We start from the raw sequence: 25,316 nt of genomic DNA on the forward strand, positions 1-25,316 counted from the left end.
GGGTCAGCCGGGAAAACGGTCGCCCGCACAACCCGAAACCGTCGGTAGCGGTCGGAGCCGCTATCCTTGGCCGACCATCCCCTCCTCGTCGTCCCACTCCTGCTCGCGGAGTTCGTACTTCTGGACCTTCCCGGTCGCGGTCGTCGGCAGTTCTTCGACGAACTCGATCCGCTGGACGGTCTTGTAGTTCGCGAGGTGTTCTCGAGTGAACGCGACGAGGTCGTCCTCGCTGACGCCCGGCTCGTCCGGATCGCCGCTCTCCGGGACGACGAACGCCTTCGGCGTCTCACCCCACTGTTCGCTTGGCGACGGGATGACGGCAGCGTCGGAGACCTCCGGGTGGTCGAAGAGGGTATCCTCGAGCTCGATGCTCGAGATGTTCTCCCCGCCGGAGATGATGATGTCCTTCTTGCGGTCCTGGATCGCGATCATCCCGTTCTCGTCGATCGTCGCGAGGTCGCCGGTGTGGTAGTAGCCCTCCACGCGGTCGGAGAAGGCCTCCTCGGTCGCCTCGGGTTTGTTCCAGTACTTCTCCATGACCTGGTTGCCCTGGACGACGACCTCGCCGAGCGTCTCGCCGTCCCGGGGAACGTCCTCGCCGTCCTCGTCGACGACTCGGACCTCGGTGCCCAAGAAGCCAAGTCCCTGGCGTTTCTTGATCGCGAACCGGCTGTCGCTGTCGTCGTCGAAGTGGCGCCGGGCGTCCGAGGTCGTGATCAGCGGCCCGGTTTCGGTGGCGCCGTAGACGTGTTTCAGGTACCAGCCGAACTCGTCCTCGACGGTCCGCAGCGTCGCCTCCGGCGGCGCCGACCCCGCGGTCGCGATCCGGACGTCGTTCGCGCCCGTCGTCTTGACCTCGTTGTCCCCGTAGTAGTCGATCAGCATGTTCAACACCGTCGGCGCCCCACAGAGGTAGGAGACGTCCTCCTCGCGGATCGTCTCGAGGATCCACTCGGCGTCGACTCCGCGGGTACAGACGTGTTTCGCGCCCATCCCCGTGACGGCGTAGATGTGTCCCCATCCGTTGACGTGGAACATCGGCAGCGTCCAGAGGTAGACGTCGTCGTCGGTGAGGTTCTGGTGGACCGCGACCAGGTAGGCGTGGATCGTCTCGCCGCGGTGGGTTCGACAGACTCCCTTCGGATCGCCCGTCGTCCCCGAGGTGTAGTTTATCGTGATTATCTCGTCTTCGTGCATCTCCGGGCGGTCGTACTCCGGCGTGGCGTCCCCGAGGACTTGCTCGAAGTCCTCCCACTCCCCGTCGGACGAGTCCGACGAGGATCGCCCGCCTTCGGCGGCCTCACCCCCTTCGACGGCGTCGACGTCGTTCGTGATGAACGTCTCCGTCGGCACCTCCTCGCGAATCTCTTCGATCCGATCGGCGTACTCGTAGTCGGCGTAGACGGCATCGACACCGGCGTCCTCGAGGATGTACGCGAAGTCGTCGGGCGTGAGCCGGTAGTTCAACGGCGTGTGGACCGCGCCGGCCTGCATCGAGCCGTAGGCCGCCGTGAGATGGTAGTGGGTATTGGGGTCGAGCACCGCCACACGGTCGCCCTTCTCGATGCCCCGCTCCTGAAGGGCCGCGGCGAACCGATCGGCGCGCTCGCCGAGTTCGTCGTAGGTGAACCGCTTGCCGTCCGTCCCGACGACGGCTTCCGTCTCACCGTAATGCGTTCGTGCCCGGTCGAGAAACTCTGTGACGAGCAGTGGCTTCTGCATAGTTAACCTCAAACAACGATCGTTATGATCGTTTTGCTTCACACGATCAAGACACTCGTCCCTGAACGGTCCGTGCCATCACTGCATCTGACATCCGTCGAAAAATCGAAACCGTTGCTACAACCGCGTTCGCAGTGCCTTGCCGAGTTAGGCTTCGACTTCGGCAGTCTCGGCTTCTTCTTCACGGTAGTACTTCTCGATGAGGTCCTCGTCGATCCGGTTGAGGGCCTCCTTGGGCAGCATCGACAGCAGGTCCCAGCCGAGATCGAGCGTCTCCTCGATCGAGCGGTTGGTGTCGTACCCCTGCTGAACGAACTCCGTCTCGAAGCGATCAGCGAAGTCGAGGAACTTGTTGTCCCGCTCTGACAGCGCCTCGCGACCGACGATGTTCACGAGGTCTCGCAGGTCCTCACCTTCCGCGTAGGCGGCGTACATCTGGTCGGAGACGTCGCCGTGGTCCTCGCGGGTCAGCCCCTCGCCGATCCCGTCGTCCATCAGCCGCGAGAGGCTCGGGAGGACGTTCACCGGCGGTTCAATCCCCTGACTGTTCAGGTCCCGGTCCATCACGATCTGTCCCTCGGTGATGTAACCGGTGAGGTCGGGGATCGGGTGGGTGTCGTCGTCGCCGGGCATCGTCAGGATCGGAATCTGCGTCACCGAGCCTTCATTGCCCTCGATCCGGCCCGCGCGCTCGTAGAGCTGGGCCAGGTCGGTGTACATGTACCCGGGGTAGCCACGCCGGCCCGGAACCTCCTCGCGGGCCGCACCGATCTCGCGCAGTGCCTCGCAGTAGTTGGTGATGTCGGTCAGGATAACCAGCACGTGGTATCCCTTCTCGAAGGCGAGGTACTCGGCCGTGGTGAGTACGAGTCGCGGCGTGACCTGGCGTTCGACCGCCGGGTCGTCCGCGAGGTTCATGAAGACGACCGAGCGCTCAAGTGCGCCCGTGCGCTCGAAGTCCTGCATGAACTCGTTTGCCTCCTCCTGGGTGATCCCCATCGCGCCGAAGATGACGGCGAACTCCGACCCTTCCTCGTCGTCACCCTCCTCCTCTTCGGGCACCGACGCCTGGCGGGCGATCTGCAGTGCGAGTTCGTTGTGGGGCAGCCCCGATCCGGAGAAAATCGGCAGCTTCTGACCCCGGACCAGCGTGTTCATGCCGTCGATGGCGGAGACGCCGGTCTGGATGAACTCCTCGGGGTACTCCCGGGAGTAGGGGTTGATCGCTTCGCCGACGATGTCGACGCGATCGTCGGGGACGATCTCCGGGCCGCCGTCGATCGGGTTCCCGGAGCCGTCGAGCACCCGGCCGAGCAGATCCTCGGTGACGGGCATCTTCATCGTCTCGCCCAGGAACCGGACCGAGGCGTTGCGATCGATACCGCCCGTTCCCTCGAACACCTGGATCGAGACGAGTCCCTCGCTCGACTCCAGGACCTGTCCGCGCAGGGTCTCGCCCTGCGGCGTCTCGATCTCGACCATCTCGTCGTATCCGACGGGTTCGTCGACCTCGGCGAACACCAGCGGACCGCTGATTTCCGTGATTGTCTGGTACTCTTTCATGTTAGTACAGTGCTCTGATCTGCTGTTTGAGGTCCGATTCGAGCTCGTCGATGAACTCGTTCCAGTCGTCGGCGACGCCCATCCGGTTGAGCTGGGGTGCGGCGTCGACGTCCTGGATCTCTTCGACGGGGACGCCGGCCTCGAGGGCGTCGAACGCCTCGTCGTTGAACGTCTTGATCGCGCCGAGCATGCGGTAGGTCTTCTCCGGTTCGCAGTAGGTGTCGACGTCGTGGAACGCGTTCTGCTGGAGCCAGGCCTCGCGCAGGTAGCGAGCGACCTCGAGGGTCAGCTGCTGGTCCTCCGGCAGCGCGTCCTTGCCGACGAGCTGAACGATCTCCTGGAGTTCGCCCTCCTCGTCGAGGACGTCGACGCCCCACTGGCGCCGTTCGGGCCAGTCCTCGGCGACGTTCTCCCGGAACCACGGGTCGAGCTGCTGGCGGTACAGCGAGTACGACTCGTTCCAGTTGATCGACGGGAAGTGGCGTCGCTCGGCGAGGTCGGCGTCGAGCGCCCAGAACGTCTTGACGATACGCAGCGTGTTCTGGGTAACCGGCTCCGAGAAGTCCCCGCCGGGCGGGGAGACGGCGCCGATGACCGAGATCGATCCCTCCTCGCCGTTGATCAGCTGGAACTTGCCGGCGCGCTCGTAGAACTCCGAGAGCCGCGCGGCGAGGTAGGCGGGGTAGCCCTCCTCGCCGGGCATCTCCTCGAGCCGGCTCGAGATCTCGCGCATGGCCTCGGCCCACCGGGAGGTGGAGTCGGCCATCAACGCGACGTCATACCCCATATCGCGGAAGTACTCCGCGATGGTGATCCCCGTGTAGATACAGGACTCGCGGGCCGCCACCGGCATGTTGGAGGTGTTCGCGATGAGACATGTCCGGGACATCAGCGGCTTGCCCGTCTTCGGGTCCTCGAGTTCGGGGAAGTCCTCAATGACTTCCGTCATCTCGTTGCCGCGCTCGCCACAGCCGACGTAGACGACGATGTCGGCGTCGGCCCATTTCGCGAGCTGGTGCTGGGTGACGGTCTTCCCGGAGCCGAAGGGACCGGGAATCGCCGCGGTCCCGCCCTTCGCGATCGGGAACAGGCCGTCGAGGATCCGCTGGCCGGAGACCAGCGGTTCCGTCGGCGTCTCCTTCTCGTCGGAGGGGCGGGCCCGGCGGACGGGCCACTCCTGGTGCATGGTGATCTCCTCGCCGGAGTCGAGCTCGGCGATCACTTCGTCGACGGTGAACTCGCCGGTCTCGATCGAGGAGATCTCGCCGCCCTCGTAGTTCGGCGGTACCATCACCTTGTGGGTGATACTCGCCGTCTCGGGAACCTTCCCGATGACGTCGCCGGGTTCGACGATCTCGCCCTCGGCGACGGATGGGGTAAACTCCCACTCGCGCTCGAAGTCGATTCCGGGCGCGTCGACCCCGCGGTCGAGGAACGCCGATCCCATCTTCTCCTCGAGTTCGTCGAGGGGGCGCTGGACGCCGTCGTAGATAGCGTTCAGCATCCCGGGTCCGAGGTCGACGCTGAGCGGTTCGCCCGTGTTCTGGACGGGTTCGCCCGGGCCGACGCCGGAGGTTTCCTCGTAGACCTGAATCGTGGTCAGGTTCCCTTCGATCTCGATGACCTCGCCCATCAGTCCTTCGTCGCCGACGTAGACGACGTCGTTCATCCGGGCGTCGAGGTCCGTGGCGGTCACGACGGGACCGCTCACGCTTTCGATTACACCGTCTTCGTCGACGGATTCGATGTCTTCTGCCTGGCTCATAGTTTACTCTTGATCGTCCTCTTCCATCAGGTCGATGCCGATCGCGCGCTTGATCTGGTCGCGCAGTCCGCCGCCGCCGGTTCCGCTCCCGATGGTGACGACGACCGGTTCGACGCTCGTTTCGACGTCCTGGCGAACGCCCCGCGAGAGGTACTCGAGGTCGTCGTCGTGCATGACGACGATCCCGATCCCCTCATCCTCGAGGGCGGCCGTCGCGGCGTCGTCGAGCGATTCTTCCTTCTCGTCCTCGGGGACGTTCTCGAAGCGGCGAACGCCCGCGAGTCGGAACCCGGTGGTGAACTCCGGACTGCCGACGACTGCGATTTCCTGGCTCATTGGATCACCAGTTCCTCCTCGATCTCGCTTTCTGAAAGTCCAACCTCGCGACCGCGTGCGATCGCACGGATGTTCTCGACCTCGCGTTCCTTCGCGAGGATGTACGACAGGACGGCCGACACGGAGGTCGGGTGGATACTCGAGAGCATGTCGGCGTACTCGAGCAGTGCAGCATCTATTGCGTGCTCGAACTGGATAAGGCTATCAGCATCGCGCAATCGTGACAGCGCCTCCGAGAGCCGGTTGCCGTAGCGTTTGCTGTCGGCGATGTGATCGACGAGTTCGTCGGGGTTGGCGACGAGCTGGTTGAGCTCGGACTCGTCGAACAGCACACCGCCCTCGATGTAGTAGCTGGCTGGATCCAAATCCGCGCCACTGCGGGCGAGTCGCAGGGCGTTTCGGGCGTTTCGGAAGTCGATTTCGGCCTGGAGGAACTCGACGTATTTGGCCTCCGGTCCTTCCTGTGGACGGCCGAGGTCGTCGAGCAGATGCACGTAGAACTCCCGATCGAGGGCGTTCTCGAGGGGGACGAGCGTGTTCGTCTCTTCGAACTCCTCGCGGGCGTCCTCGAGCGGCTCGGCGTAGGTCGTCCCGTCGAGCAGTTCGACGACGTCTTCGATCGACTCGACCTCGAGCAGGCGGTCGAGCGTCGCATCGTCGAGCTCGCCGGCACGAATCAGGTCCGTCTGGAACTCTTCGGCAGGTGTGCCCGTGTAGATTCCACGGATGATCGTCTTGATGTTCCAGACGTCGAACTTTCGGAGATACCGAGCGATGAGATCGTACAGCCGACCCTCGGACCACTCGAGCAGGTCTCCGAAGTGTTTCGCGAGGTTGCGGTTGAGGGCGTGTTCGATCAGGTCGACACCCGAAAATCGCGCACCGAGTTCGTTGATTTCGCGTTCGTACTCCGACTCTTCCATAAAGCGTGCGATCCCGCTTGGCCCCATACGGACGAGTTTGCGATAATCCTCGTCTGTAAACAGCGCTGCTTTTCGTGCGCGGACGCGAGCGCTGACGTACTCCGTGTTCGAGGCGCCTAAGCTCATTGCTCGAAGAGTCGGTTGCTGATCTCCTGAAGGTTGTCCTCCCAGACGTCCTCGAGCACCGAGTCGAAGGTGTTGTTGACCCGAACGCGGGACTGATCGCTTTCGACGACGACGCCGCCGAGACAGTCGTATTCGCCGGCGTACTCGTAACCGTCGTACTCCTCGAGAATCGACTCGATCAGCTCCTCGTCGTCAGCACGGCCGTAGACGCGGACGGTGTCTGCGTTCTCGAACTCGACGCTGGATGTCTCGACGAGCGCTCGTGTAAGCTCCGTACGGGTCTCGCCTTCGAGGTCGGCGAGTTCGGCTTCGACGTGCTCACGGACGTCGCTGAGGACGTCGCGTCTGGCCTCCAGACGTTTCTGTTTCGCCTCCAGTTTGGCACTGGAGAGGCGCTGTTCACGCAGTTGCTCGATCTCGCGCTCGACATCTCCTTCGGCCTCTTCGAGGATTTCGTCGGCATCATCCTCGGCTTCCGAGATGATCTTCTCGGCGCGAGATTCGCCCTCTTCGCGGATTTCCTCCGCACGCGCGTGGGCCTCTTCTCTGATATCCTCGACGACTGTGTCCAAACTCATTGGTGGGAGAAGGGGGGTGTGCTTAGATAACGAAGACGACGACGAGCGCGAAGATGACGAGCGTCTCCGGCAGGACTGTCATGATCAGGCCCGGGACGAAGAGGTCGTCGTCTTCCGCGATTGCGCCGACTGCAGCGGCTCCGATACCACGCTCGGCGTATCCGGCTGCGAGCGCCGACAGACCGACGGCGAGGGCGGCTGCACCCGAATCGGTCAGGAACGGCGCTTCTTCGGTGGTTCCATTCTGTAGCACGGTCTCGGTCGCGAGTACAAGTTCTTCCATCATGGCTTATAGATTTCCTCTGGATCGATTGCTCCGAACAAGCGTATCTGTCTCTGCACTCCCTATAAAACTCTCGAAACGAATCGACGGAGCCCGCGCTATACCACCGACTCAGGCAGAGATGGTAGCTATTCCCAAGCTAGAATTCACCGGTGATCGTTCGACTCCGAAACGTATCGATACGAATCGTCCCGGCTCGAGAGAGAAAACGGTGATAACGACCGACAGCGGCGCGATCAGTCCGCCTGTGGAGCGGACTGTCCCTCGTGACCGAACGGCTCGTACTCCTCGCCGCCGCCGTCGTAGAACTTCTGGAAGAACTCCACGTACTCCAGGCGGAGCATCTGGATCCCGGCTGCGGTGATCCCCAGCAGCAGGACCACGATGTGGCCGAGGACGAACACCAGCACGGCGCCGATCAGTGCCAGCGCCATCACGATGGGGCCGCCGTCGAACCCGATCCAGACGAGCCCTTCGAAGACGACTTCACCGGTCTCGGGAGCCGCCGGCGCGCCGAAGTACGCGAACTCCATGTAACCGGTCTCGTCGGCGGCAGCGCCGAAGACCAGGAGGTTCACGACGAACGCCATCCCACCCTTCGCGAGCAGGACGGCGACCATCCGGAGATACGAGAGGACGTGACCGAACGCCCAGGCCGGCGTCTCGAGGAGGCCGGCGACGCCCTCGGCGCTGCCGACCATGACGACGCCGACGACCAACATCGCGAGCCCCGCGAGGCCGACGACCTCCGGGAGTCCCTCGAACCCGAGTGCGAACTGGTCCGTCTCGTAGAGGACACTCTCGGTTCCGACGAGGAAGTCGGGTTTCTGTCCCTCTCCGTGGGTGCTGAACAGCCAGAGGAACAGGCCGTTCATCGCGAGGATCCAGGAGAACTTCTCCATGACGGCCGCCTTCAGGCTGTGGTTGAGCTCGTTGATGAAGCCCAGCACCAGACCGACGTTGAGGTGGACAATCCCGAAGACGACGCTCATGACGATCCACAGCATCGCCCAGCTCTCGGGATGTTGGAGGCCCTTGGTGAGCACGCCGGCGAGGGGCAGGTGTATTCCCACGTCGCTCATGTAGACGCCGAAGAAGTCGTCGTACAGGTAGCCGAAGAGTATCGTGAACACACCGGCCCAGATGGCGATGGTCCCGAGGGCCTTGCCGGCGTCGGAGTCGAAGATCTTCCAGGCTCCCCAGCCCATCAGCATGTAGAGGATCCCGTAGCCGATGTCACCGATCATGAACCCGAAGGCGAACGGGTAGGTCAGGAAGATGAAAAACGTCGGATCCAGCTCGCTGTACTTGGGCTGGCTGACCATCTTCACGATCAGCTCGAACGGCTTTGCCGGCGTGATGTTGTCGAGCCTGACCGGCGGCTCGCTGTCCATCGTTACGGCACGACTGCCGTGTCCGCCGCCATCGGCGCGTGTAGGCTGTCCGCCGTCGGTCGCCGCCTTCTGTTTGGGCGAGGACGCTTCGTCGGATTCCGCGTCGGCGTCGGCTTCCGTCTCCGTATCGTCGGTGTGCTCGACGGGACCGTGTTCGTGCTCGTCGTACTCGGCCCGCTCGAGTTCCTCGATTTCGACGCTTTCGCCGACCGTATCGCGCAGCGCGGCAACGAGTTCCTCGTACTGCTCGGTGGGGATCCATCCCTCGGCGATAAACGCCCGGTCGCTCGTCGCAAACTGCAGGGGCGCTTCCGCACGCTGGACCTCGACGGTCAGCTCCGCCTCGAGCGCGAGCAGGAACCCCCCTTCGTTGGCCTTGATCCGTTCGAGCTCCGCATCGATCTCGTCGGTACGAGACTGCAGTGCCTGTTTTTCCTCCTCGAGTTCGGCGACGTACGCTCCCGGCGTCCGGTCGGTCTCAGGAATCTCGTGGCGCGTAAACTCGACGCCGACGAGCGCGTCGTCGATCAGGCCGTCGTCAGCATCGACGCCCTCGGCGGGTGCAGCGACGATGGCGACGACGTCACCGCCAGCAAACGTCTCGAACGCCCGAATCTCGTCGGCCATCTCGAGGGCGGCTTCGATCTCGTCGGTAGGCCCTTCGCCGACGACGACGTCGACCGTCTCGTAGCCCGAGAGCAGATCAAGATCCACTTCGAGTTCCGCAAAGGGCTCGACGCGGTCGAGTCGTTCCTCGACCTGCCGGAGCTCTTCGCGGATCTCGCTGCGATCGTCGTCGAGTTCGTTGACCCGCGTCCGCGTCTCCTCGAGTCGCTGTTCCCAGCCGTCGTCGACCGAACCCACGGTCGTCTCGTCGGCCGATAGGTCGAGGGTGCTTTCCAGGGCGCGAACGGTAACCAGCTTCTCGGAGGCGTCGTCGGCCCCTTCGATCGGCGTCCCGTTGTCAAACCCCTCCCACGAGCCGTCGTAGTCCGAGAGATGAACCAGATTCAGGTTGTGAATCGTCTCGATGACCGTGGGCATGACGCCCTTCGAACCGGCCACCGAGACCTTGCTCATCCGCTCAGGTCTGAACATGAACGTCCTCCTGGAACAGTTCGACGACGTAGTCGGTCACTTCGTCGACCCGGCTCTGGGCACGCTCGGCGAGCGCCTCGCGCTCCTGTTCGCCCTCACGAAGGACGCGCTCGCACTCCTCGTCGATCTCGGCGCGCGCCTCCTCGAGGCGGCGCTCCTTGAGATCCCGCGCTTCCTGTTCCGCTTCCGTGCGAATCTCCTCGGCACGTTTCCGGGCCTCGGCTATCCGCTCGTCGCGGTCGTCTTCTGCCTGTGCGACGATCTCGTCGGCCTCCTCTTCCGCCGACTTGATTCGTTCGAGAACCTGTGGCCTCGGCATATTCTAAGCAAACGAACGTTTGCGGCAACGCGTATATGGTAGTTGCGAAAGTATCGCGTTCGATCGCGACGCAGATCGGTGGTAGTCAGTGATTGTCCGGCGCCGAATCGACCGGGAACAGCAGACATATTGCCGTCGGATCAAAACCTCCTCTCCAATGGGAGTCCTCGAGAACAAGGCCCGAGCTCGGCTGTTCTATAAGTACCTCTCGAAGGTGTACGACCGCATCAACCCGTTTATCTGGAACGAACGGATGCGAAGCGAGGCCCTCGAGTTGCTCGAGTTCGAGCCCGAAGCCACGGTGCTCGACGTCGGCTGTGGTACCGGTTTCGCCACGGAGGGGCTCCTCGAGCACGTCGAGGAGGTGTACGCGATCGACCAGAGCGAACACCAGCTCGAGCAGGCCTACGCGAAGTTCGGCAAGCGAGCGCCGCCGGTTCACTTCCACCGGGGCGACGCCGAGCGGCTCCCGTTCGCGACCGACACCTTCGACGTCGTCTGGTCGTCGGGCTCGATCGAGTACTGGCCGAACCCGATACTGGCGCTTCGTGAGTTCCGCCGCGTGCTCAAACCCGGCGGCCAGGTGCTGGTCGTCGGACCGAACTACCCCGAAAACCCGATCGCACAGCGTCTCGCCGACGCAATGATGCTGTTTTACGACGAGTACGAGGCCGATCGGATGTTCAAGGCGGCCGGCTTCGAGGACGTCAGACACGCCTTCATGGGGCCGGAGTACGAGCCCGAGGTCGCCATCACGACCGTCGCCCGCGCCCCGGAGTAGTCAGTCGGCGGTCGTCTCGAGCGCGGCGACCTGTTGGCCGTCGACGGCGATGGTCACGGAAACCGTGTCACCGGAGCTGATCGTCGGCGTGTTGGTTCCCGCGACGGAGAGCGTCGAGCGTTCACCGGCGCTCCAGGTCGAACCGCTCGCCGAGTTGAACGGACCGCTCGGTGCCTGGTCGAAGCCCGCGGCACCGGTGAAGGGAACCGGCGGCTGCTCCGAGAGCTGCTCACCGTTTACTGCGACCGTAAGCGCGAGCTCCTCGACGTCGATCGAATCGCCGGCGACGTGTTCGACCGTGATCGTCCCCTCGCTCCCGTCGGCCGCAAGGTCGAACGCGACCGGGTTCTTAGGGGATGTCGGACTCAGCCCGCCGGCACCGACCGCGACGACTGCCGCCAGTGCCACGGTAACGCCGATCAGGAGCACTACGCCGATCACGGGGCTGACCCCGCGGTCGTCGGATCGGTGGGCTCGGAACGTCGATCCCAGTATCACGGCACTCTCTGGCCTCGCCTTCCTACATAAAGAGTCGGTCGCGGCCGCTACTCGCCGTCGCTCGGTGCGTCGCTACTCGAGACGGTTCCCTCGATACTGCCGTCGCCGGTCTCCGCTCGCAGGTCGTACTCGCCGTCGGGCGGAAGAAGCCACAGCGAGCCGTCCGGGCCCGTCTCGCCGATTTCTTCGCCGTCGACCGAAACCGTGGCTGGCTCCGGCTCGTCGGTTTCGGCGTCCGTCACGACGACTTCGACCGGTCCGTTCGCCGCAGTTTCGTTGATCGAGAGGGCCAGCCCGTCGTCGTTCCACTGGCTGTTGTTGATCGTCGGCAGCTGCCGATAGTCGAGGGTCTGAACTTCCCGATAGGCTGTGCCCGTCCCGCCGTCGAGGTACGTGGTTAGCTGTCCCTGGTCGTGGATTGCCTGAACCCGGTACAGCTGTCCCGTCCTGCTTTCGACGGCGTCGGAAGAGTGGCTCTCGTGGTCGGCACCGAACACCCACGGATACAGCTCCTGGGCCGTTCCGTGTGCGTCGGTGATGTCGTCGAACTGGTTCGACTGCGTCGTGTTCCGACTGTCGAACCGCGTCGTCTCCCGGACGTAGTTGCCGTCCAGCAACGAGAGGGTGTAGCCGGTCTCGGCGGTCCGGACGGCCAGCGGTTGTCCCCCACTGCCGGACCGACTCGCCGTCGTCTCGAGTTGCGATCGGGTATCGCTACGATGCATCTCCAGCTTTCTCACATCGTCTCGAGTCGAAAGCGAGTACCCCGGAATCTCGTTTGCATATCCGACGAGGTCGTCGAGCGCACGCTCGATCGTCTCCGACTCGTGGTAGTTCCGCGAGAACGTCTGGAGTAGTTCGATCGTCGACTGCTCGTCCGCCGCGTGCGCTCGCACCACCGTTCGCTCGCGATCCTCGAGTTCGTCGATCCGCTCCTGTAGCCGATCGTACCCCGCCCGGACCCGCTCTTCGCGCTCCTCGTCGGAGGCGTTGTCGAACCCGCTTCGGACGAGCGTTTCCTGTTCGGAGGCGACTCTGAGCTCGTCGTCCGCGGCCATGAGCGACGCGCCGAGACCGCTGCCGTGCTCGACCCGTTCGCTTCGCTGCTCCTCGCCGGGATCGAGTCGGTTCGACGTCCCGTTCGCCTCGACGAACGTCGCTCCCTGGTCGGCCTCGTCCGCCTCGAAGACGATCTCGTCCGTCTCGTTCGGTTCCCCATCGACCGCGGAAACGGCCATTGCGGGCACCGAGAGGACGAGTAGTCCTGCGAGAACGACGGCCATCACACCCTTCATCAATACATCATAAGAACTCATGATATAAAATACGATCGGCCGGCCGTCGTTTCGGGACCGTTCGAGAGGACCGGAAACGCTTCAAACACCGCTGTGATTTTTTATTCACCCATGGAAAGTGTTTTTTACTCTGAGGGTATTGGTGGTATGTATGCGGGTTTCGATCGTCGCGTCGGTCGTACTGGTGGTGGTACTTGCCGGTTCGGTCCTCGGAGCGGCTGCCACCGGATCGACAGCGACGGCGTCGGATCCAGCGAGCACGCCCTCGGTGCAGACAACACAGCCCGCGGTCGACGACGGTTCGATGCTCGAGAGCGCGAACCCGGCCCAGGAAATCCGCATCAACGTCACGGAGAGCGGGGACGCGGTCTGGACGATCGAGAGCCGGTTTCTCCTGAGCGACGAGGGCGAGGTCGAGGCGTTCCTCGAGTATGCCGAGACGGCTTCGACCGACGAAGACGAGGGCGTCTACGATCGAAGCCTGTTCGAACCCCACGTCGAGACTGCCGCGGACGCGACCGACCGGGAGATGACGATCGAAGACGCCGGCTGGGACGACCCACAGCTACGTTCCGCGGACGACGGATCGAACGAGTCGGGATCAACGGTCGGCGTCCTCTCGTACTCGTTTACCTGGACCGAGTTTGCGGCAGTCGACGGAACGCAGATCCACGTCGGGGATGCGTTCCAGAGCGACGACGGGCCATGGCTCTCGGCGCTCGCCGAGGAGCAACGTCTCGTGATTCAGGCGCCCTCGGACCACGGCTTTCACGACTACAACCTCTCGGTGAGTCCACAGGATAGCGCGCTCATCGTCGACGGTCCCCACCAGTTCGACGAGGACGAACTCGAGGCGACGTTCCTCCGCGGGGCCGACGACGGCTCGTCCGGAGGCGCCGATTTCTACCCCGCCAGCGCCGAACTACTCTTCGGTGGGGTGTTCGTTCTCGCGATCTTGATCGGAACGGGAAGCTACGCTCTGGCGCGATGGTCCTCGGATTCGGAGTGGTCGCCGGCGCTGTGGGTCTCCGGGCTCCTCCCGTCGAACGCAGGAGAACGAACCGGCGGAGGGTCGCCACCGACCGGACGTGACGACCCGAGCAGCGCTTCGGAGCGGGACGCCGAACTGGGTGCGGTCGATACCGACGATTCTCGAGACGCTGACTCGACACCGCCAGTCGACGCTCGAGAATCGTCGGGCCAGACGTTCGCGTACGCCGAGGAGTCGGGGGCGGATGGGACGGGTGAGGCGGTCGACCCCGAGCTGTTGAGCGACGAAGAGCGGGTTCTCCGGCTGCTCAGGCGAAACGGCGGTCGAATGAAACAAGGCTCGATCGTCTCGGAGACCGGCTGGTCAAACGCCAAGGTCTCCCAACTGCTCTCACAGATGGCCGACGACGAGGAAATCGAGAAGCTCCGGATCGGCCGCGAGAACCTCATCACCCTGCCGGAAGTCGATCCGACGGAACTCGGCTGACGGTCCCTTTTCGGCTCGAGAGCGCCGTCGGCAGAGTTAGCTTCGCTCGCGATCCCCTGCCGTTCGCACGGCTTGCGGGACCAGCGGTCCGGCACTGGAAAAAGCGGTTTCGGCAACCGGAGAGCGTTCGCGGGTTCGACGCACGACTCGGGATGGAAAACGCATCCGAGTTCTCGTCGGCCCCTTTGGAATCGGACGAGCTCGAGCCCGAACGGTTCCCGGGTGGACGGCCGATCCCTGGAGCATTCGGTGGAAGCGGCCGTTTTCTACGGTCGCTCGCCGCACATCGGTCGACTGCCTGCCCTTCCCCGGGGAGCGCGACTCTCACTGTCGCTCGAGTCGCGCTCCCGGCCGTAAACTGCGGGACTGCGGCTTTCGTCAGTGGCGTTCGTTCGTGATACAGAAATTATGTTAACGGCGTCCGCTCGACGACCTGCCGCGTGGTCCCTTTTTCTCGTCGAGTTCGCCCCGCTCACCCTCCTCGAAAAACCTGCATCAAAAAGCCGCTCGTTCGCTTCGCTCACTTGCAGCGCTCTATGCCAACGGCGTCCGCTCAACGACCTGCCCGTCGTACGTCGGGTACTGCTCGACGATCTCTCCGTCCTCGAGGTCGCCCTCCTCGATCATCTCCTCCAGGAGCCACCAGGCGACCTCGACGTGCTCGGTTTTGACGGTGTAGAACTCCTCGGGGACGCCCAGTTCGGCGAATCGCTGGGGATCGGTGTACGTTTTTCCGTAGACGAGCGTGCCGTCGTCGGTGACGTCGTCGAACTCCCGTCGGACGTTGCGGGCGGCCCGCTTCAGTCGGCGGCGGTGCTGGGCCGCATCCTTGAACACGGAGGTACAGAAGTAGACCCGTTCGTGGTCGCCCATCACCTCGAGGATCTGCTCGCGGGAGCCGTCGACGGCGCTCATGTGGCCCTCCTTGAGCTCGTACCCTTCTTCCTGCATCCGGCGGTAGTTCCCGTCGGACATCTCGAACTCGTTGACGTTACAGAAGTCGGCGGCGCCCTCGTCGAGAAACTCGAGAAACTCCTCCTCGGCGCGGATGCCGGGAATCTCGAAGGCAGGGGTGAGCCCCTCTTCGCGGGCGACGTAGAGGATCTCCTCCCACTCGGTGCCGTGCATGTCGCCCCACAGCTCGTACGGTGGGTGGAAGCGGATCTCGTCGAGGCCGGCCTCCGAGAGCTTGCGCATGTTCTCGCGGCCGCCCGTGATCCCCGTGTAGAGGTGGGTGTGGTGGTCCTCGCCGAACTCGTCCTTGAGAAGCTCGAGGTAGTGACAGGTCCGCTCTAAGGCCTCCTGGGGTTCGCCGCCGGTGATCGAGGTACCCAGGGCGTCCATCCGGTGGGCCTCCTCGAGGACGTCCTCGTCGCGTTCGACCTGCCGTTCGTTCGCGTAGACGTCGGTGACGTTCTTGCGGTTCTCGCCGAGCGGGCAGTAAAAGCAGTCGCGCTGGTCGCAGTAACCGTAGACGAACAGCACCATCTTGCCGCCTTTCGCGCACTGCTCACAGCCCTTCGATATCATTCGGAGGTACGTAGCCGGTCGAGCCTCAAAAACTGTGCGGAACGTCGGCGTTCGATCCTGTCCGTGGTTCACACGGGCCGAACAGGGCGAGCGCGCGGCGGATTCCGTCGCTCCCAGAAGACGGAAATACCGCGGTGTCCAACCACGAAGCGATGCTGTTGGTCCTGTGTGTCGACCTCGACGACGACCTCGGCCGCAAGACCGACTTTACGACACCGGTAATCGGTCGCGACGCCGTCGAGAAGGCGGCTGTTGCACTGGCGACCGCCGATCCCGAGGACTCCGACGTCAACGTCGCTTTTCAGGGCGTCCACATCTACGACGACCTCACCTCCCGAAACGAGAGCGTCGAGGTCGCGATCGTCACGGGCAACGAGGACGGCGACGTCGACGCCAACCGCGAGGTCGGCGACGAGGTCGACACCGTCCTCGCGAGCCTCTCGACGGCCGAGGACGTCACCGCGCTGGTCGTCACCGACGGCGCACAGGACGAGTCCGTTATCCCCGTCATCCGCTCTCGAGTGCCGATCGACGGCGTGCGCCGCGTCGTCGTCAGACAGGCCCAGAACCTCGAGTCGATGTACTACACGTTCAAGCAGGTGCTGAACGATCCCGAGACCCGGGGAACCGTCCTCATCCCGCTCGGGATCCTCCTGTTGATCTATCCGCTGGCACTGATCGGAACCGTCCTCGAGATGCCCGGGGTCGTCCTGGGGGTGACCTCGACGCTGCTCGGGCTCTACCTCATCTCGCGGGGGCTCGGCCTCGGGGAGCGTCTCGACGACGCCGTCGAGAGTGCGAGGCGGTCGCTGTACGCCGGCCGAACGACGATCCTCGCCTACGTCGTCGCGACCGCGCTGCTCGTTCTGGGCGGCGTCAGCGGGGCGAACGAACTCGAGCGGGTCCAGGCCGAGGCGGCCGGCGAGGTCGGCGTCCCCGTCATGCTTTCCGCACTGTTGTACGGTTCGGTCCAGTGGTTCGCCGCCGCAGGGGTCACCACGAGCCTCGGCCAGATCACCGACGAGTACATCGCGGGCCGCCTCGAGTGGCGCTACCTCAACGCTCCCTTCTACGTCATTTCTATCGCGATCGTGCTCTACGCGGTGAGCGCGTACTTCCTCGACGCCGTCGGACTCACCTTCCTCGCAACGGCACTGACCGCGGGAACGCTACTGGGGATCGTAAGCACGCTCGCGTTCGCAGTCGCCGAATCGCACTTCTCGGAGGACGAGAGCGAGGAGCCACACCGACCCGACAGCGCCTGAGTGATCCGGCCGACGCGGAACTACTGGTCGCGCTCGACAACGAAATCCGCCAGCTCGCGCAGGTAGTCCCGGGCCTCGCGGTCGACGGTGTCGACCCGCTCTAAGGCGTCGATCGCCCTATCGGCCTCCTCGCGGGCGCGGGCATTGGCCTCCGCCGGACTCAGATCGGTCACCTGGACGACCGAGGGACGCTCGAGTTCGGCGTCGTGGCCGGTCGGCTTCCCGAGTTCCTCGGGATCGGCGACGGCGTCGAGAACGTCGTCGCGGATCTGGAAGGCGACGCCGACGCGTTCAGCGTACTCGCCGAGGGCTTCAACGGTGAAGGGATCGGAGCCGGCGGCGATCGCCCCGAGTTCGGCCGCCGCCCGAAACAGGGCACCGGTCTTCCGTCTCGCGAGGGTCATATACTCCTCCTCGTTGGTTGGCTGCGAGGAGAGTTCAGTCGCCTCGCCGACGCCGAGTTCGACCATCGCCTCGGCGACGACCTGGGTAGCCTTGGGATCCGCCGAAAAGAGGGCGAACGCCTCCCCGAGCAGGCCGTCGCTGGTGATGATCGCCGGCCCGTAGCCGAACTCGGCCCAGGCGCTCGCGGTCCCTCGACGCAGGTCCGAGCGGTCGATGATGTCGTCGATCACCAGCGAGGCGTTGTGGACGAGTTCGATCCCGACGCCGAAGTCGACGGCATCTTCCGGCTCGCCGCCGACGGTTTCGCAAGCCAGCAGCGTCACCATCGGCCGCACGCGTTTACCGCCCGAGAGCGCGACGTGGCGAACTTCCTCGTTGAGCGTCTCGGGTTCGACCCCGTCGACGACCGCGACGAGACGCTCCTCGATCAGCGCCCGTCGGCGCTCCAGAAGTTCCATTACCCGCGCTTAGGAGAGGGCGAAAAAGTAGGTAACGGTTGTCGACGACGCTCGCTCGAGTTCCCGTCGCGAAACGCGCCCGCCGGAACCGCTGGCGGATCGATCGGCTACTGGAACTCTTCGGTCAGCGCGGGGACGACGTCGAAGAGGTCGTCGTGGATCGCGTAGTCGGCGATGTCCATAATCGGCGCGTTGGGGTCGGTGTTGATCGCGACGATCGTCTCCGAGCCCTTCATACCCGCAACGTGTTGGACGGCACCCGAGATCCCGATCGCGATGTAGACGTCGGGCGTGACGACCTTCCCGGACTGGCCGACCTGGCGGTTCTTGGGCAGCCAGCCGTTGTCGACGATCGGGCGTGAGGAGGAAATCGTCGCGTCGAGGGCGTCGGCCAGCTCCTCGATGAGCTCGAGGTTCTCCTCCTCTTCGATGCCGCGGCCCACGGAGACGAGCACGTCGGCGTCGCTGATGTCGACGTCGCCGCCGCCGACCTCCTCGAAGCCGGTGACCGTCGAGCGGATCGTCTCCTCGTCGATCTCGGCGTGGAACTCCCGGATCTCGGCGTCGCCGGTGCCGTCCGCGCCGGCCCACTCGGCCCCGCGGATGGTGACGACGGCGTTGCCCGTCAGTTCGTTGGCCGTCTCGACCTTGCCGCCGTACATCTCGCGGGTCGCGGTCAGCGTCTCGCCGTCGGTCTCGAGGCCGACCGTGTCGGTGACGATCGGCAGGTCCAGGGTGTTCGCGACGGCGGGTGCGTAGTCGAGGCCGTTGACGCTGTTGGGCGCGACGACGTACTGGGGTGCGAGTTCGTCGTAGAGCTGAACGAGTACCTGCGTGTAGACGTCGTGGTTGAACTCCTCGCCGTACTCGACGGTGTGGACGACGTCGACGCCCTCCCGGTTGAGCTTCTCGGCGAACTCGCCGACGGGACCGCTGATGACGGCGACGTGGAGGTCGCCGCCGGTTTCGTCCGCCAGCTCGCGGCCGGCGGTGATCGTCTCGTAGCTGACGTCGCGCAGTTCGCCCCTGCGGTGGTCGGTTACTGCGAGAACATCACTCATGGTGCCACCCCCTTCTCGCGAAGGAGCTCACCGAGCTCCGCGGCGGTCTCCTCGGGGCTTCCTTCCCAGACCGTCGCGTCGGTTTCGCTTTCCGGTTCGTACATGTCCGTGACCGTCACGGCGCCCTCGACCGCGCCCTCGTCGACGCCGAGGTCGCCGAGCGTGTGGACGTCGAGTTCCTTGCGCTGGGCCTGTCGGATACCCCGCAGGCTGGCGTACCGGGGTTCGTTGATCCCCGTCTGGATCGTCAGCGCCGCGGGGAGTTCGATCTCGGTGAGTTCTTCGACGCCACCCTCGAGCTCGCGCCGGACCGACGCAGTGCCCTCGGCGAGATCGTGCTCGAGGTGGTTGACGACGGCGCCCCACTCGATTCCGAGCTCCTCGGCCAGGGAGACGCCGGTGGCGCCCCAGTTGTCGTCGCCGGACTGGACGCCCGTCAGCACGAGGTCCGGATCCTCGGCCTCGACGACCGCCCGCAGGATCTCGGTCTTGGCGCCGACGTCGAGCAGGTCGACGTCCTCGAGGGCGTCGTCCCAGACGCGGATCGCGCGGTCGGCACCCTTCGCGAGTGCTTGGCGGATCGTCTGCTCGCAGTCCTCGGGGCCGATCGTCACGGTGACGACCTCGTCGGCGATGCCCGCTTCCTGGAGCTGGACGGCCTCCTCGACGGCGTAGTCGTCCCACTCGTTGAGGTCGGCGCCGAGGTACTGGTCGGCGATCGTCGTGCCTTCGATCTCGAACTCGTCTTCGACGGTCGAGACCTCTTTTACCGTAACGAGGATCTTCATCATTTATCGATCGGACGCCCCTCCCGTAAACGTTTTCGAAACACCGTGTCACGAACGACCAGTTGATACAGAACGATAGCGCATACCCGCGTCTTCAGGCGCGGGTCAAGCGGTAGGCATAGTAAACCAACCGCCGTATGACAGCAGTCCTGATTTCCCAATCACAGTGTTTAAGTTGATACAAAGTATAAACGCTGGTATGGAGGACCGCTTCGAAATCAACGGCCACGAAGTAATCACAGGTGAGGTCAAACCCACCGGCAATGGAGCCCACGTCCTCGTACCCAAAGACTGGCGTGGCGCAGACGTCAAAATCGTCCGCACCAGCCAGCCCAACGAAGACTAACACATGAACCCTCTCACGGAGACCCTCACGCTCAAACTCGTCAATCCCAACACGCACAAAGAGCGGAAACTCCGTGAGACTCACGGCGAATACCAACTCGCCCTCCACGACGCATTCACCCAAGGCTGCGACACGCAATCCAAAGCCAACAACGTCGTCGTCAACTACGACCTCTCTGGATACGCGAAGAACGCACTGAAACAATACGTTCCCAACCTCCTCGACGACGACACGTACGGGGCAGAAGAACTCCAAGAAGGAGACCACCCCGTGCGATTCACAAACGAAGGGCCAACGCTCGACCACAAGCCACAGAACGCCATCGAATGGTACGTGAAAATCCCTCACCACGAGGATTACCACTTGTGGCTCCCCGCGCAACCTAAGTCGAATCAGCGGGAGTGGCTCGAAGCCTTGTATCGTGGGGACGCGGAGATGGGGGAGTGTCAACTCATCGGACAGGATGGCGAGTGGTATTTTCACATGAGTGCGACGAGGATAGTCGAGCAGTCCAGTTCGGTGTCTGTTGAAGAGCAGACGCCGATTGGAGTAGATATCGGGGAAGCTTCGTTAGCTACGGTGTGTCACCGTACTGAGTGCGGCTCCCCGGCCAACCCAACACTCTGGAGCAGTGAAGGCAGAGAAGTCCGACGACTCCGCGAAACCTACTTCAGAGCCGTCAAACGACTCCAAGAGCGCGATAGCGAACGCCTTGCGGAAGAGTACGGCGACGAACTCTGGGCGCGAATCGACGATATCCTCCACACCGTGTCGAGTAATATCGTCGAATACGCCCAGCAGGTTAACAACCCCGTACTTGTCACTGAAGACTTGACGCACATCCGTGAGAACATGGATTACGGTCAATTCATGAACCGTCGATTGCACGGGTGGGCGTTTGCGAAACTCCACGCGCAGATATCGTACAAAGCGAAGGAACACGGTATCCCAGTGGAAACCGTGGACCCCGCGTACACGTCGAAGGAGTGTCACGCGTGCGGCGAGTATGGGTATCGCTTGCGACAGGCGGTGTTCAAGTGCTCGAACGCGGAGTGTTGGATTGGCGAGTATCAGGCGGATTTAAACGCCGCACTCAACATCATCAGTAGATACTACGCCAGTTGTGAGAGCCATGTCCGAACAGATTCGGAGTTTTTATCCGACGAGAAGGTGGTGGCGATGACATGACTGGCGACGGGGCGTGTTTGACCGTGCCACAAGACACTCACGCTGACACGAACTCTAGCATCCAGTGGTTAGGCTCTGCGGGGAGGGAGTGGATGACGTGTGAGCGTATGCGTCTTGAAACCTTGAACGCGTAACAGCAGCGACGCGGAAATCCCATGGTGGGATTCCACGGCCTAAAGGCCGTGGAGGAGGTCAATCGGCGTTCGTCCCACGAATTCCGCTCTCGTCGCGCACCCACCACACGCTCGGCGGACGAATCCCGTGGGAGACGGTCCCAGCCCGGATCTCGAGACGGAAACGGTTTAACGGCGCCACCGGTAGTATACCGCATGGCAGACTGTCCACTCGCTGATGACTGCCCGAGCTTCTCCGAGCGGATCTCGGGGATGGGCTGTCAACACTACGGCGATCGGGGTGGCAAGGAGTGGTGTAACCACTACAACCAGCCGATCCAGGATCTGAAGACCCAGCCCGTCAAACCCAGCGAGGAGGTCGTGGTCGACGTCGTCGACATGCACGAAAGCGGCGCCGGCGTCGGTCGCACCGAGGACGGCTTCATCGTGATGGTCGACGGCGTCCTGCCGGAGGCCCGAGCACGAGTCGAAATCACCCGAGTCCACAGCAACCACGCACGCGCGGAGAAACTCGAACTTCTGCCGATGGACGGCGAGGAGGACGACGAGGACGAGGACGACGACAACGACGGCAACGACGGCGAGGGAGTCGACGACGATGACCGTGTTACCGACGACGACGAGACCGAGTCCAACGAGAGACACACCGCACCGAAGCGCGAGCGACTCGGTAGCCGCGAGAACTTCTGGGGCTCGTAGTCCCCTCGAGTGGACAGTTTCAATTTCATTCGGACCACGGCACGGCTCGCGGACCGGTCTGCGACCGTGGAAGCTTTCATCCCGCCACCGGCTAGTAGCTCGTATGCCGACGCGAGCCCACCCGACTGCCAGCGGAGGGGATCGTCGTGATCGATGACGTCGCGACGGTCCTCGAGGAGATCGGTTTCGATCCCGAGAACAGCGTGTTGACCTACCGCCAGGCGCAGGTGCTCGCGTTACGCGAACGGGACGTCTCCCAGGCCGACATCGCCGACGCGCTGGGAACCTCGCGTGCTAACGTCTCCTCGATCGAGGCCAGCGCCCGAGAGAACGTCTCGAAGGCCAGTGAGACCGTCGCCTTCGCCGAGGCGCTTCAGGCCCCAGTCCGAGTTCGGGTTCCCGAGGGGACCGATCTCTACGACGTGCCACAACTCGTCTACGAGGCCTGCGACGAGGCCGGCGTCAAGGTCGACCACACCGCTCCGGACCTGATGAAGGTCGTCAGCGACGCCGCCGGATCCGCGATCACGGGCCGACAGGTGTCCGCGACGCTGACCGTCAGCGTCACCTCCGAGGGCGTCGTCCGGGTGCGCCATCAGGAGTGATCGCAGTGCCGGAGTCCCGAGGGCTTTGTATCCGGACGACGTCGGTCGCGGTATGGAACTGGATCTCGACGACACGACGGCGCTGGTGACGGCCTCCTCGAGCGGACTCGGGTTCGCGAGCGCACAGACGTTGGCCGAGGAGGGAGCGAACGTAACGATCTGTGGCCGGGACGCCGAGCGACTCGAGGACGCCCGCGAGGAACTCGAGGAGACGGCCGCGGGCGAGGTGCTGGCCGTCGAGACCGACCTCACCGATCCCGACCACGTCTCGCGACTGGTGAGCAAGACGGTCGAGACCTTCGGCGGGCTCGACCATCTCGTCACCTCAGCGGGCGGCCCGCCGAGCACGACCTTCCTCGAGACCAGCGAACAGCAGTGGTACCAGGCCTACGACCTGCTGGTGATGAGCGTCGTCTGGACGATCGAGGAGGCGCATCCACACTTGCGCGACTCCGAACACGGAGCGATCACCTGCATTACCTCCCGAACGGTCAGGGAGGTCGCCGACGGTCTGTTGCTGTCAAACTCCGTCCGGCGAGGCGTGATCGGCCTGGTGAAGACGGTCTCGCGGGAGTTTGCCCCCGAAGTCCGGGCCAACGCCGTTCTGCCGGGAACGATCGAGACGCCCCGAATCGAAGAGCTCGTCGACGCCCGCGTCGAGCGCAGCGAGTACGACGACTACGAGTCGGGACTGGTCGATCTCGCCGACGACATCCCGATGGATCGCATCGGCGACCCGCGAGAGTTGGGTGAGGTCGTGGCCTTCCTCTCGAGTCCGCGAGCGAGTTTCGTCAACGGCACCGAGGTGCCGATCGACGGCGGACTGCTGCGGAGTTAGCTGAAAGAGAGGGCGCCAAGCCTCCGTCCTCAAGGAGTCGCCGAAGGAAACGAGTAGGGCGGAGTAGCTCACTATCGGGGGCTCGTCGGACCGCACTCCGAACAGCTGGACGAGGCGTTTACTCGACGGACCACTACCGCTACCGCTAAGAGTCAGTCCCCGCATTCACCGGCCGTGAGCGACCTCGGCAAGATCGATCGGCAGTTCTTCGAATCGCGGATCGCACCCAACCTCGGCGCCGAGCGCGACGACGTCGTCCTGGGGCCGAGTCACGGCGTCGACTTCGGCGTTATCGACGTCGGCGAGCGGGCGCTGGTGACCGCCACCGACCCCGTCTCGATCCTCCCCGCACTCGGCCTCGAGCGCGCCGCCCGATTCGCGCTCGATCTGATCCTCGCGGACGTCGCCGTCAGTGGAATCCCGCCCTCACACCTCTCGATCTGTTTTACGCTGCCGGAGACGATGAGCGACGAGGCGTTCGGAACCGTCTGGGAGACGATCCACGAGGAGTGTGCCGACCTCGGCGTCGCCGTCGTGACCGGCCACACCGCTCGCTACTCCGATCCCTCCCACCCCTGGATCGGTGCCGCGACCGCGATGGGCGTCGGCGACCACGCTGCCATCGTCCGTCCCGACGGCGCCCGCGAGGGCGATCGGCTGCTGCTGACGACCGGTCCCGCCGTCGAGTCCGTCGGGCTCCTGAGCACGCTCTTTCCCGAGGAGCTCGAGCTACCCGACGCCGTGATCGCCGACGCCCAGGAACGGCTCGAGGAGGTCCACTGCGTCCGGGACGCCCTCACCGCGGCCGCGGCGGGACCCGTCCGAGCGATGCACGACGTCACCGAGGGCGGGCTGGCGGGCGCGCTAAACGAGATGGCCACGGGTGCGGGCGCGCGGTTCGAAATCGACCACGCCGCCGTCCCGATACGTCCCGGGGTCGCCGAAGTCTGTGCGCACCTCGAGATCGACCCCTGGGCGGCGACCAGCTGCGGCTCGCTCGTCATCGCCGTCGACCCCGCGGGCGTCGACGCGGTTCGCGAGGCACTCGAGGAGCGCGGCACCGTCGTGGCCGACATCGGGCGGGTCGAGGCGAGTTCCGACGGCGACGAAGGGAGCGTCCTCGCCGACGGCGAACGGCTCGAGCACCCGCGGGTCGATCCCTCGTGGGACGCCTACGCGAAGCTGGCTGATAGACGGACATAGCAGAGTTCCGCTCGAGAAAGTCGCGTGAAACACGTGTTCTGTACAGACGAAGCCGATACCGTTGCGGTGCGGCTCAAGCACAGCACCCGCGAGCGACCATCGGGAGCGAGCGGTTTTTTAGCGTAGGTTTTTGGAGTCGAGTGGGACCGCTGGTCCCACTGACCATGCGAATAGTGCGAGACCAACGGTCTCGCATACCGTGTGAACGGACGCTGCGCGTCCGTGAACAGAGGGCGCTTCGCGCCCGTGAGCAGAGAGTGGTGAGCGAGCAACGCGAGCGAACCCGACGAGAAAAAGGTACGTCTGCACGCGTTGCGTGACGAATCGACCGATTCCGAAACACGACTCCGACTGAACGAAGAACCCGTCTGCTCAACCCTTGCTAGGACTCGAGTTCCCGATCCGACTCCCGGAGCTCGCGTTGCTCGACTGAGTGACCGGTCTCGACGTAGTGGCGGATCATCACCTCGTTGAGTTCGCCGTCGTCGTCGTCGTCGACGCGACGGCTCCACTCACACTCCTCGCAGTACGCGATTGGCACATCCGGAGTTTCGAGTACGGGATCTTGAATTATCTGGTTCAATCCCGTGAATTACGGGAGCAGTTTCCCGGGACTCGAGGACCACCGTTAACTGCGC

At 64.1% G+C, this 25,316-nt stretch carries 24 protein-coding genes and 1 pseudogene; 9 read left to right on the plus strand and 16 right to left on the minus strand.

What is annotated here, in order from left to right:
• Window positions 1-60: 60 nt before the first annotated feature.
• From QA600_RS15235 to ahaH, 9 genes are all read right to left on the minus strand, one after another.
• The gene (locus QA600_RS15235) at window positions 61-1,722 is read right to left on the minus strand and encodes a long-chain-fatty-acid--CoA ligase (RefSeq protein WP_278292803.1); all 1,662 of its coding nucleotides are present in this window, start codon (window positions 1,720-1,722) and stop codon (window positions 61-63) included.
• Between the two features lie 147 nt (window positions 1,723-1,869).
• A complete protein-coding gene (locus tag QA600_RS15240; protein WP_278292805.1) occupies window positions 1,870-3,285 on the minus strand; it encodes an ATP synthase subunit B in 1,416 nt (471 codons plus the stop codon).
• A gap of 1 nt (window position 3,286) precedes the next feature.
• Window positions 3,287-5,050: an ATP synthase subunit A gene (locus QA600_RS15245; RefSeq protein ID WP_278292807.1), complete on the minus strand. Its 1,764-nt coding sequence runs from the start codon at window positions 5,048-5,050 to the stop codon at window positions 3,287-3,289.
• Window positions 5,051-5,053: 3 nt separating this feature from the next.
• A complete protein-coding gene (locus tag QA600_RS15250) occupies window positions 5,054-5,386 on the minus strand; it encodes a V-type ATP synthase subunit F (RefSeq protein ID WP_278292809.1) in 333 nt (110 codons plus the stop codon).
• A complete protein-coding gene (locus QA600_RS15255) occupies window positions 5,383-6,435 on the minus strand; it encodes a V-type ATP synthase subunit C (RefSeq protein ID WP_278292810.1) in 1,053 nt (350 codons plus the stop codon). Before QA600_RS15255 ends, QA600_RS15250 begins: the two co-directional genes overlap by 4 nt.
• Window positions 6,432-7,013 (minus strand): V-type ATP synthase subunit E, encoded by a 582-nt coding sequence (locus QA600_RS15260; protein ID WP_278292811.1) that lies wholly within the window; start codon window positions 7,011-7,013, stop codon window positions 6,432-6,434. The genes QA600_RS15255 and QA600_RS15260 overlap by 4 nt, the downstream gene beginning before the upstream one ends.
• A 22-nt stretch (window positions 7,014-7,035) precedes the next feature.
• Window positions 7,036-7,299 (minus strand): hypothetical protein, encoded by a 264-nt coding sequence (locus QA600_RS15265; RefSeq protein ID WP_278292812.1) that lies wholly within the window; start codon window positions 7,297-7,299, stop codon window positions 7,036-7,038.
• Between the two features lie 233 nt (window positions 7,300-7,532).
• Window positions 7,533-9,788, minus strand: a complete 2,256-nt coding sequence (locus QA600_RS15270; RefSeq protein ID WP_278292813.1) for a V-type ATP synthase subunit I — start codon at window positions 9,786-9,788, stop codon at window positions 7,533-7,535.
• Entirely contained in the window at window positions 9,775-10,107 is a 333-nt protein-coding gene (ahaH, locus tag QA600_RS15275) for an ATP synthase archaeal subunit H (protein ID WP_278292814.1), read from the minus strand. Before ahaH ends, QA600_RS15270 begins: the two co-directional genes overlap by 14 nt.
• A 157-nt stretch (window positions 10,108-10,264) precedes the next feature.
• Here ahaH and QA600_RS15280 point away from each other — a divergent pair, with 157 nt between their 5' ends.
• Window positions 10,265-10,888: a methyltransferase domain-containing protein gene (locus QA600_RS15280; RefSeq protein WP_278292815.1), complete on the plus strand. Its 624-nt coding sequence runs from the start codon at window positions 10,265-10,267 to the stop codon at window positions 10,886-10,888.
• On the opposite strand, the gene QA600_RS15285 is transcribed toward QA600_RS15280, so the two are convergent.
• Both QA600_RS15285 and QA600_RS15290 read right to left on the minus strand, forming a co-directional pair.
• Entirely contained in the window at window positions 10,889-11,386 is a 498-nt protein-coding gene (locus QA600_RS15285) for a type IV pilin N-terminal domain-containing protein (protein WP_278292816.1), read from the minus strand. It lies immediately after the preceding gene.
• A 47-nt stretch (window positions 11,387-11,433) separates the two neighbouring features.
• Window positions 11,434-12,681, minus strand: a complete 1,248-nt coding sequence (locus QA600_RS15290) for a hypothetical protein (RefSeq protein ID WP_278292817.1) — start codon at window positions 12,679-12,681, stop codon at window positions 11,434-11,436.
• 151 nt (window positions 12,682-12,832) lie between these two features.
• On the opposite strand from QA600_RS15290, the gene QA600_RS15295 reads away from it, so the two are divergent.
• Window positions 12,833-14,158, plus strand: a complete 1,326-nt coding sequence (locus QA600_RS15295; protein WP_278292819.1) for an ABC transporter permease — start codon at window positions 12,833-12,835, stop codon at window positions 14,156-14,158.
• A gap of 534 nt (window positions 14,159-14,692) precedes the next feature.
• Here QA600_RS15295 and QA600_RS15300 read toward each other — a convergent pair.
• On the minus strand, window positions 14,693-15,688 hold the full coding sequence (locus QA600_RS15300) for a radical SAM protein (protein ID WP_278292820.1): 996 nt from the start codon (window positions 15,686-15,688) through the stop codon (window positions 14,693-14,695).
• 152 nt (window positions 15,689-15,840) lie between these two features.
• Between QA600_RS15300 and QA600_RS15305 the strand changes: the two genes are divergently transcribed.
• On the plus strand, window positions 15,841-16,953 hold the full coding sequence (locus QA600_RS15305; protein WP_278292907.1) for a DUF373 family protein: 1,113 nt from the start codon (window positions 15,841-15,843) through the stop codon (window positions 16,951-16,953).
• A 20-nt stretch (window positions 16,954-16,973) separates the two neighbouring features.
• Here QA600_RS15305 and QA600_RS15310 read toward each other — a convergent pair whose 3' ends face one another.
• The 3 genes from QA600_RS15310 to QA600_RS15320 form a co-directional block, all read right to left on the minus strand.
• Window positions 16,974-17,816: a polyprenyl synthetase family protein gene (locus QA600_RS15310; RefSeq protein WP_278292821.1), complete on the minus strand. Its 843-nt coding sequence runs from the start codon at window positions 17,814-17,816 to the stop codon at window positions 16,974-16,976.
• A gap of 107 nt (window positions 17,817-17,923) precedes the next feature.
• Window positions 17,924-18,877, minus strand: coding sequence for an electron transfer flavoprotein subunit alpha/FixB family protein (locus QA600_RS15315; protein ID WP_278292823.1), 954 nt, complete (start codon window positions 18,875-18,877; stop codon window positions 17,924-17,926).
• Window positions 18,874-19,665 (minus strand): electron transfer flavoprotein subunit beta/FixA family protein, encoded by a 792-nt coding sequence (locus QA600_RS15320; protein ID WP_278292824.1) that lies wholly within the window; start codon window positions 19,663-19,665, stop codon window positions 18,874-18,876. The genes QA600_RS15315 and QA600_RS15320 overlap by 4 nt, the downstream gene beginning before the upstream one ends.
• 199 nt (window positions 19,666-19,864) lie before the next feature.
• Between QA600_RS15320 and QA600_RS15325 the strand changes: the two genes are divergently transcribed.
• From QA600_RS15325 to QA600_RS15350, 6 genes and pseudogenes are all read left to right on the plus strand, one after another.
• Window positions 19,865-20,011, plus strand: a complete 147-nt coding sequence (locus QA600_RS15325; RefSeq protein ID WP_160062660.1) for a DUF2080 family transposase-associated protein — start codon at window positions 19,865-19,867, stop codon at window positions 20,009-20,011.
• Window positions 20,012-20,014: 3 nt separating this feature from the next.
• Window positions 20,015-21,333 (plus strand): annotated as a pseudogene (locus QA600_RS15330) (transposase).
• A gap of 195 nt (window positions 21,334-21,528) precedes the next feature.
• Complete coding sequence (locus QA600_RS15335) at window positions 21,529-22,032, plus strand: TRAM domain-containing protein (protein ID WP_278292827.1); 504 nt, start codon at window positions 21,529-21,531, stop codon at window positions 22,030-22,032.
• A gap of 146 nt (window positions 22,033-22,178) precedes the next feature.
• Complete coding sequence (locus tag QA600_RS15340) at window positions 22,179-22,637, plus strand: Tfx family DNA-binding protein (RefSeq protein WP_278292828.1); 459 nt, start codon at window positions 22,179-22,181, stop codon at window positions 22,635-22,637.
• 52 nt (window positions 22,638-22,689) lie between these two features.
• Window positions 22,690-23,475 (plus strand): SDR family oxidoreductase, encoded by a 786-nt coding sequence (locus QA600_RS15345; protein WP_278292829.1) that lies wholly within the window; start codon window positions 22,690-22,692, stop codon window positions 23,473-23,475.
• 174 nt (window positions 23,476-23,649) lie between these two features.
• Window positions 23,650-24,678 (plus strand): AIR synthase family protein, encoded by a 1,029-nt coding sequence (locus QA600_RS15350; protein WP_278292830.1) that lies wholly within the window; start codon window positions 23,650-23,652, stop codon window positions 24,676-24,678.
• Window positions 24,679-25,060: 382 nt separating this feature from the next.
• Here the strand turns inward: QA600_RS15350 and QA600_RS15355 are convergent, their stop codons facing one another.
• Complete coding sequence (locus QA600_RS15355; RefSeq protein WP_278292831.1) at window positions 25,061-25,219, minus strand: hypothetical protein; 159 nt, start codon at window positions 25,217-25,219, stop codon at window positions 25,061-25,063.
• Window positions 25,220-25,316 lie beyond the last annotated feature (97 nt).

This window comes from Natronococcus sp. A-GB1, assembly GCF_029688845.1.
Taxonomy (GTDB): Archaea; Halobacteriota; Halobacteria; order Halobacteriales; family Natrialbaceae; genus Natronococcus.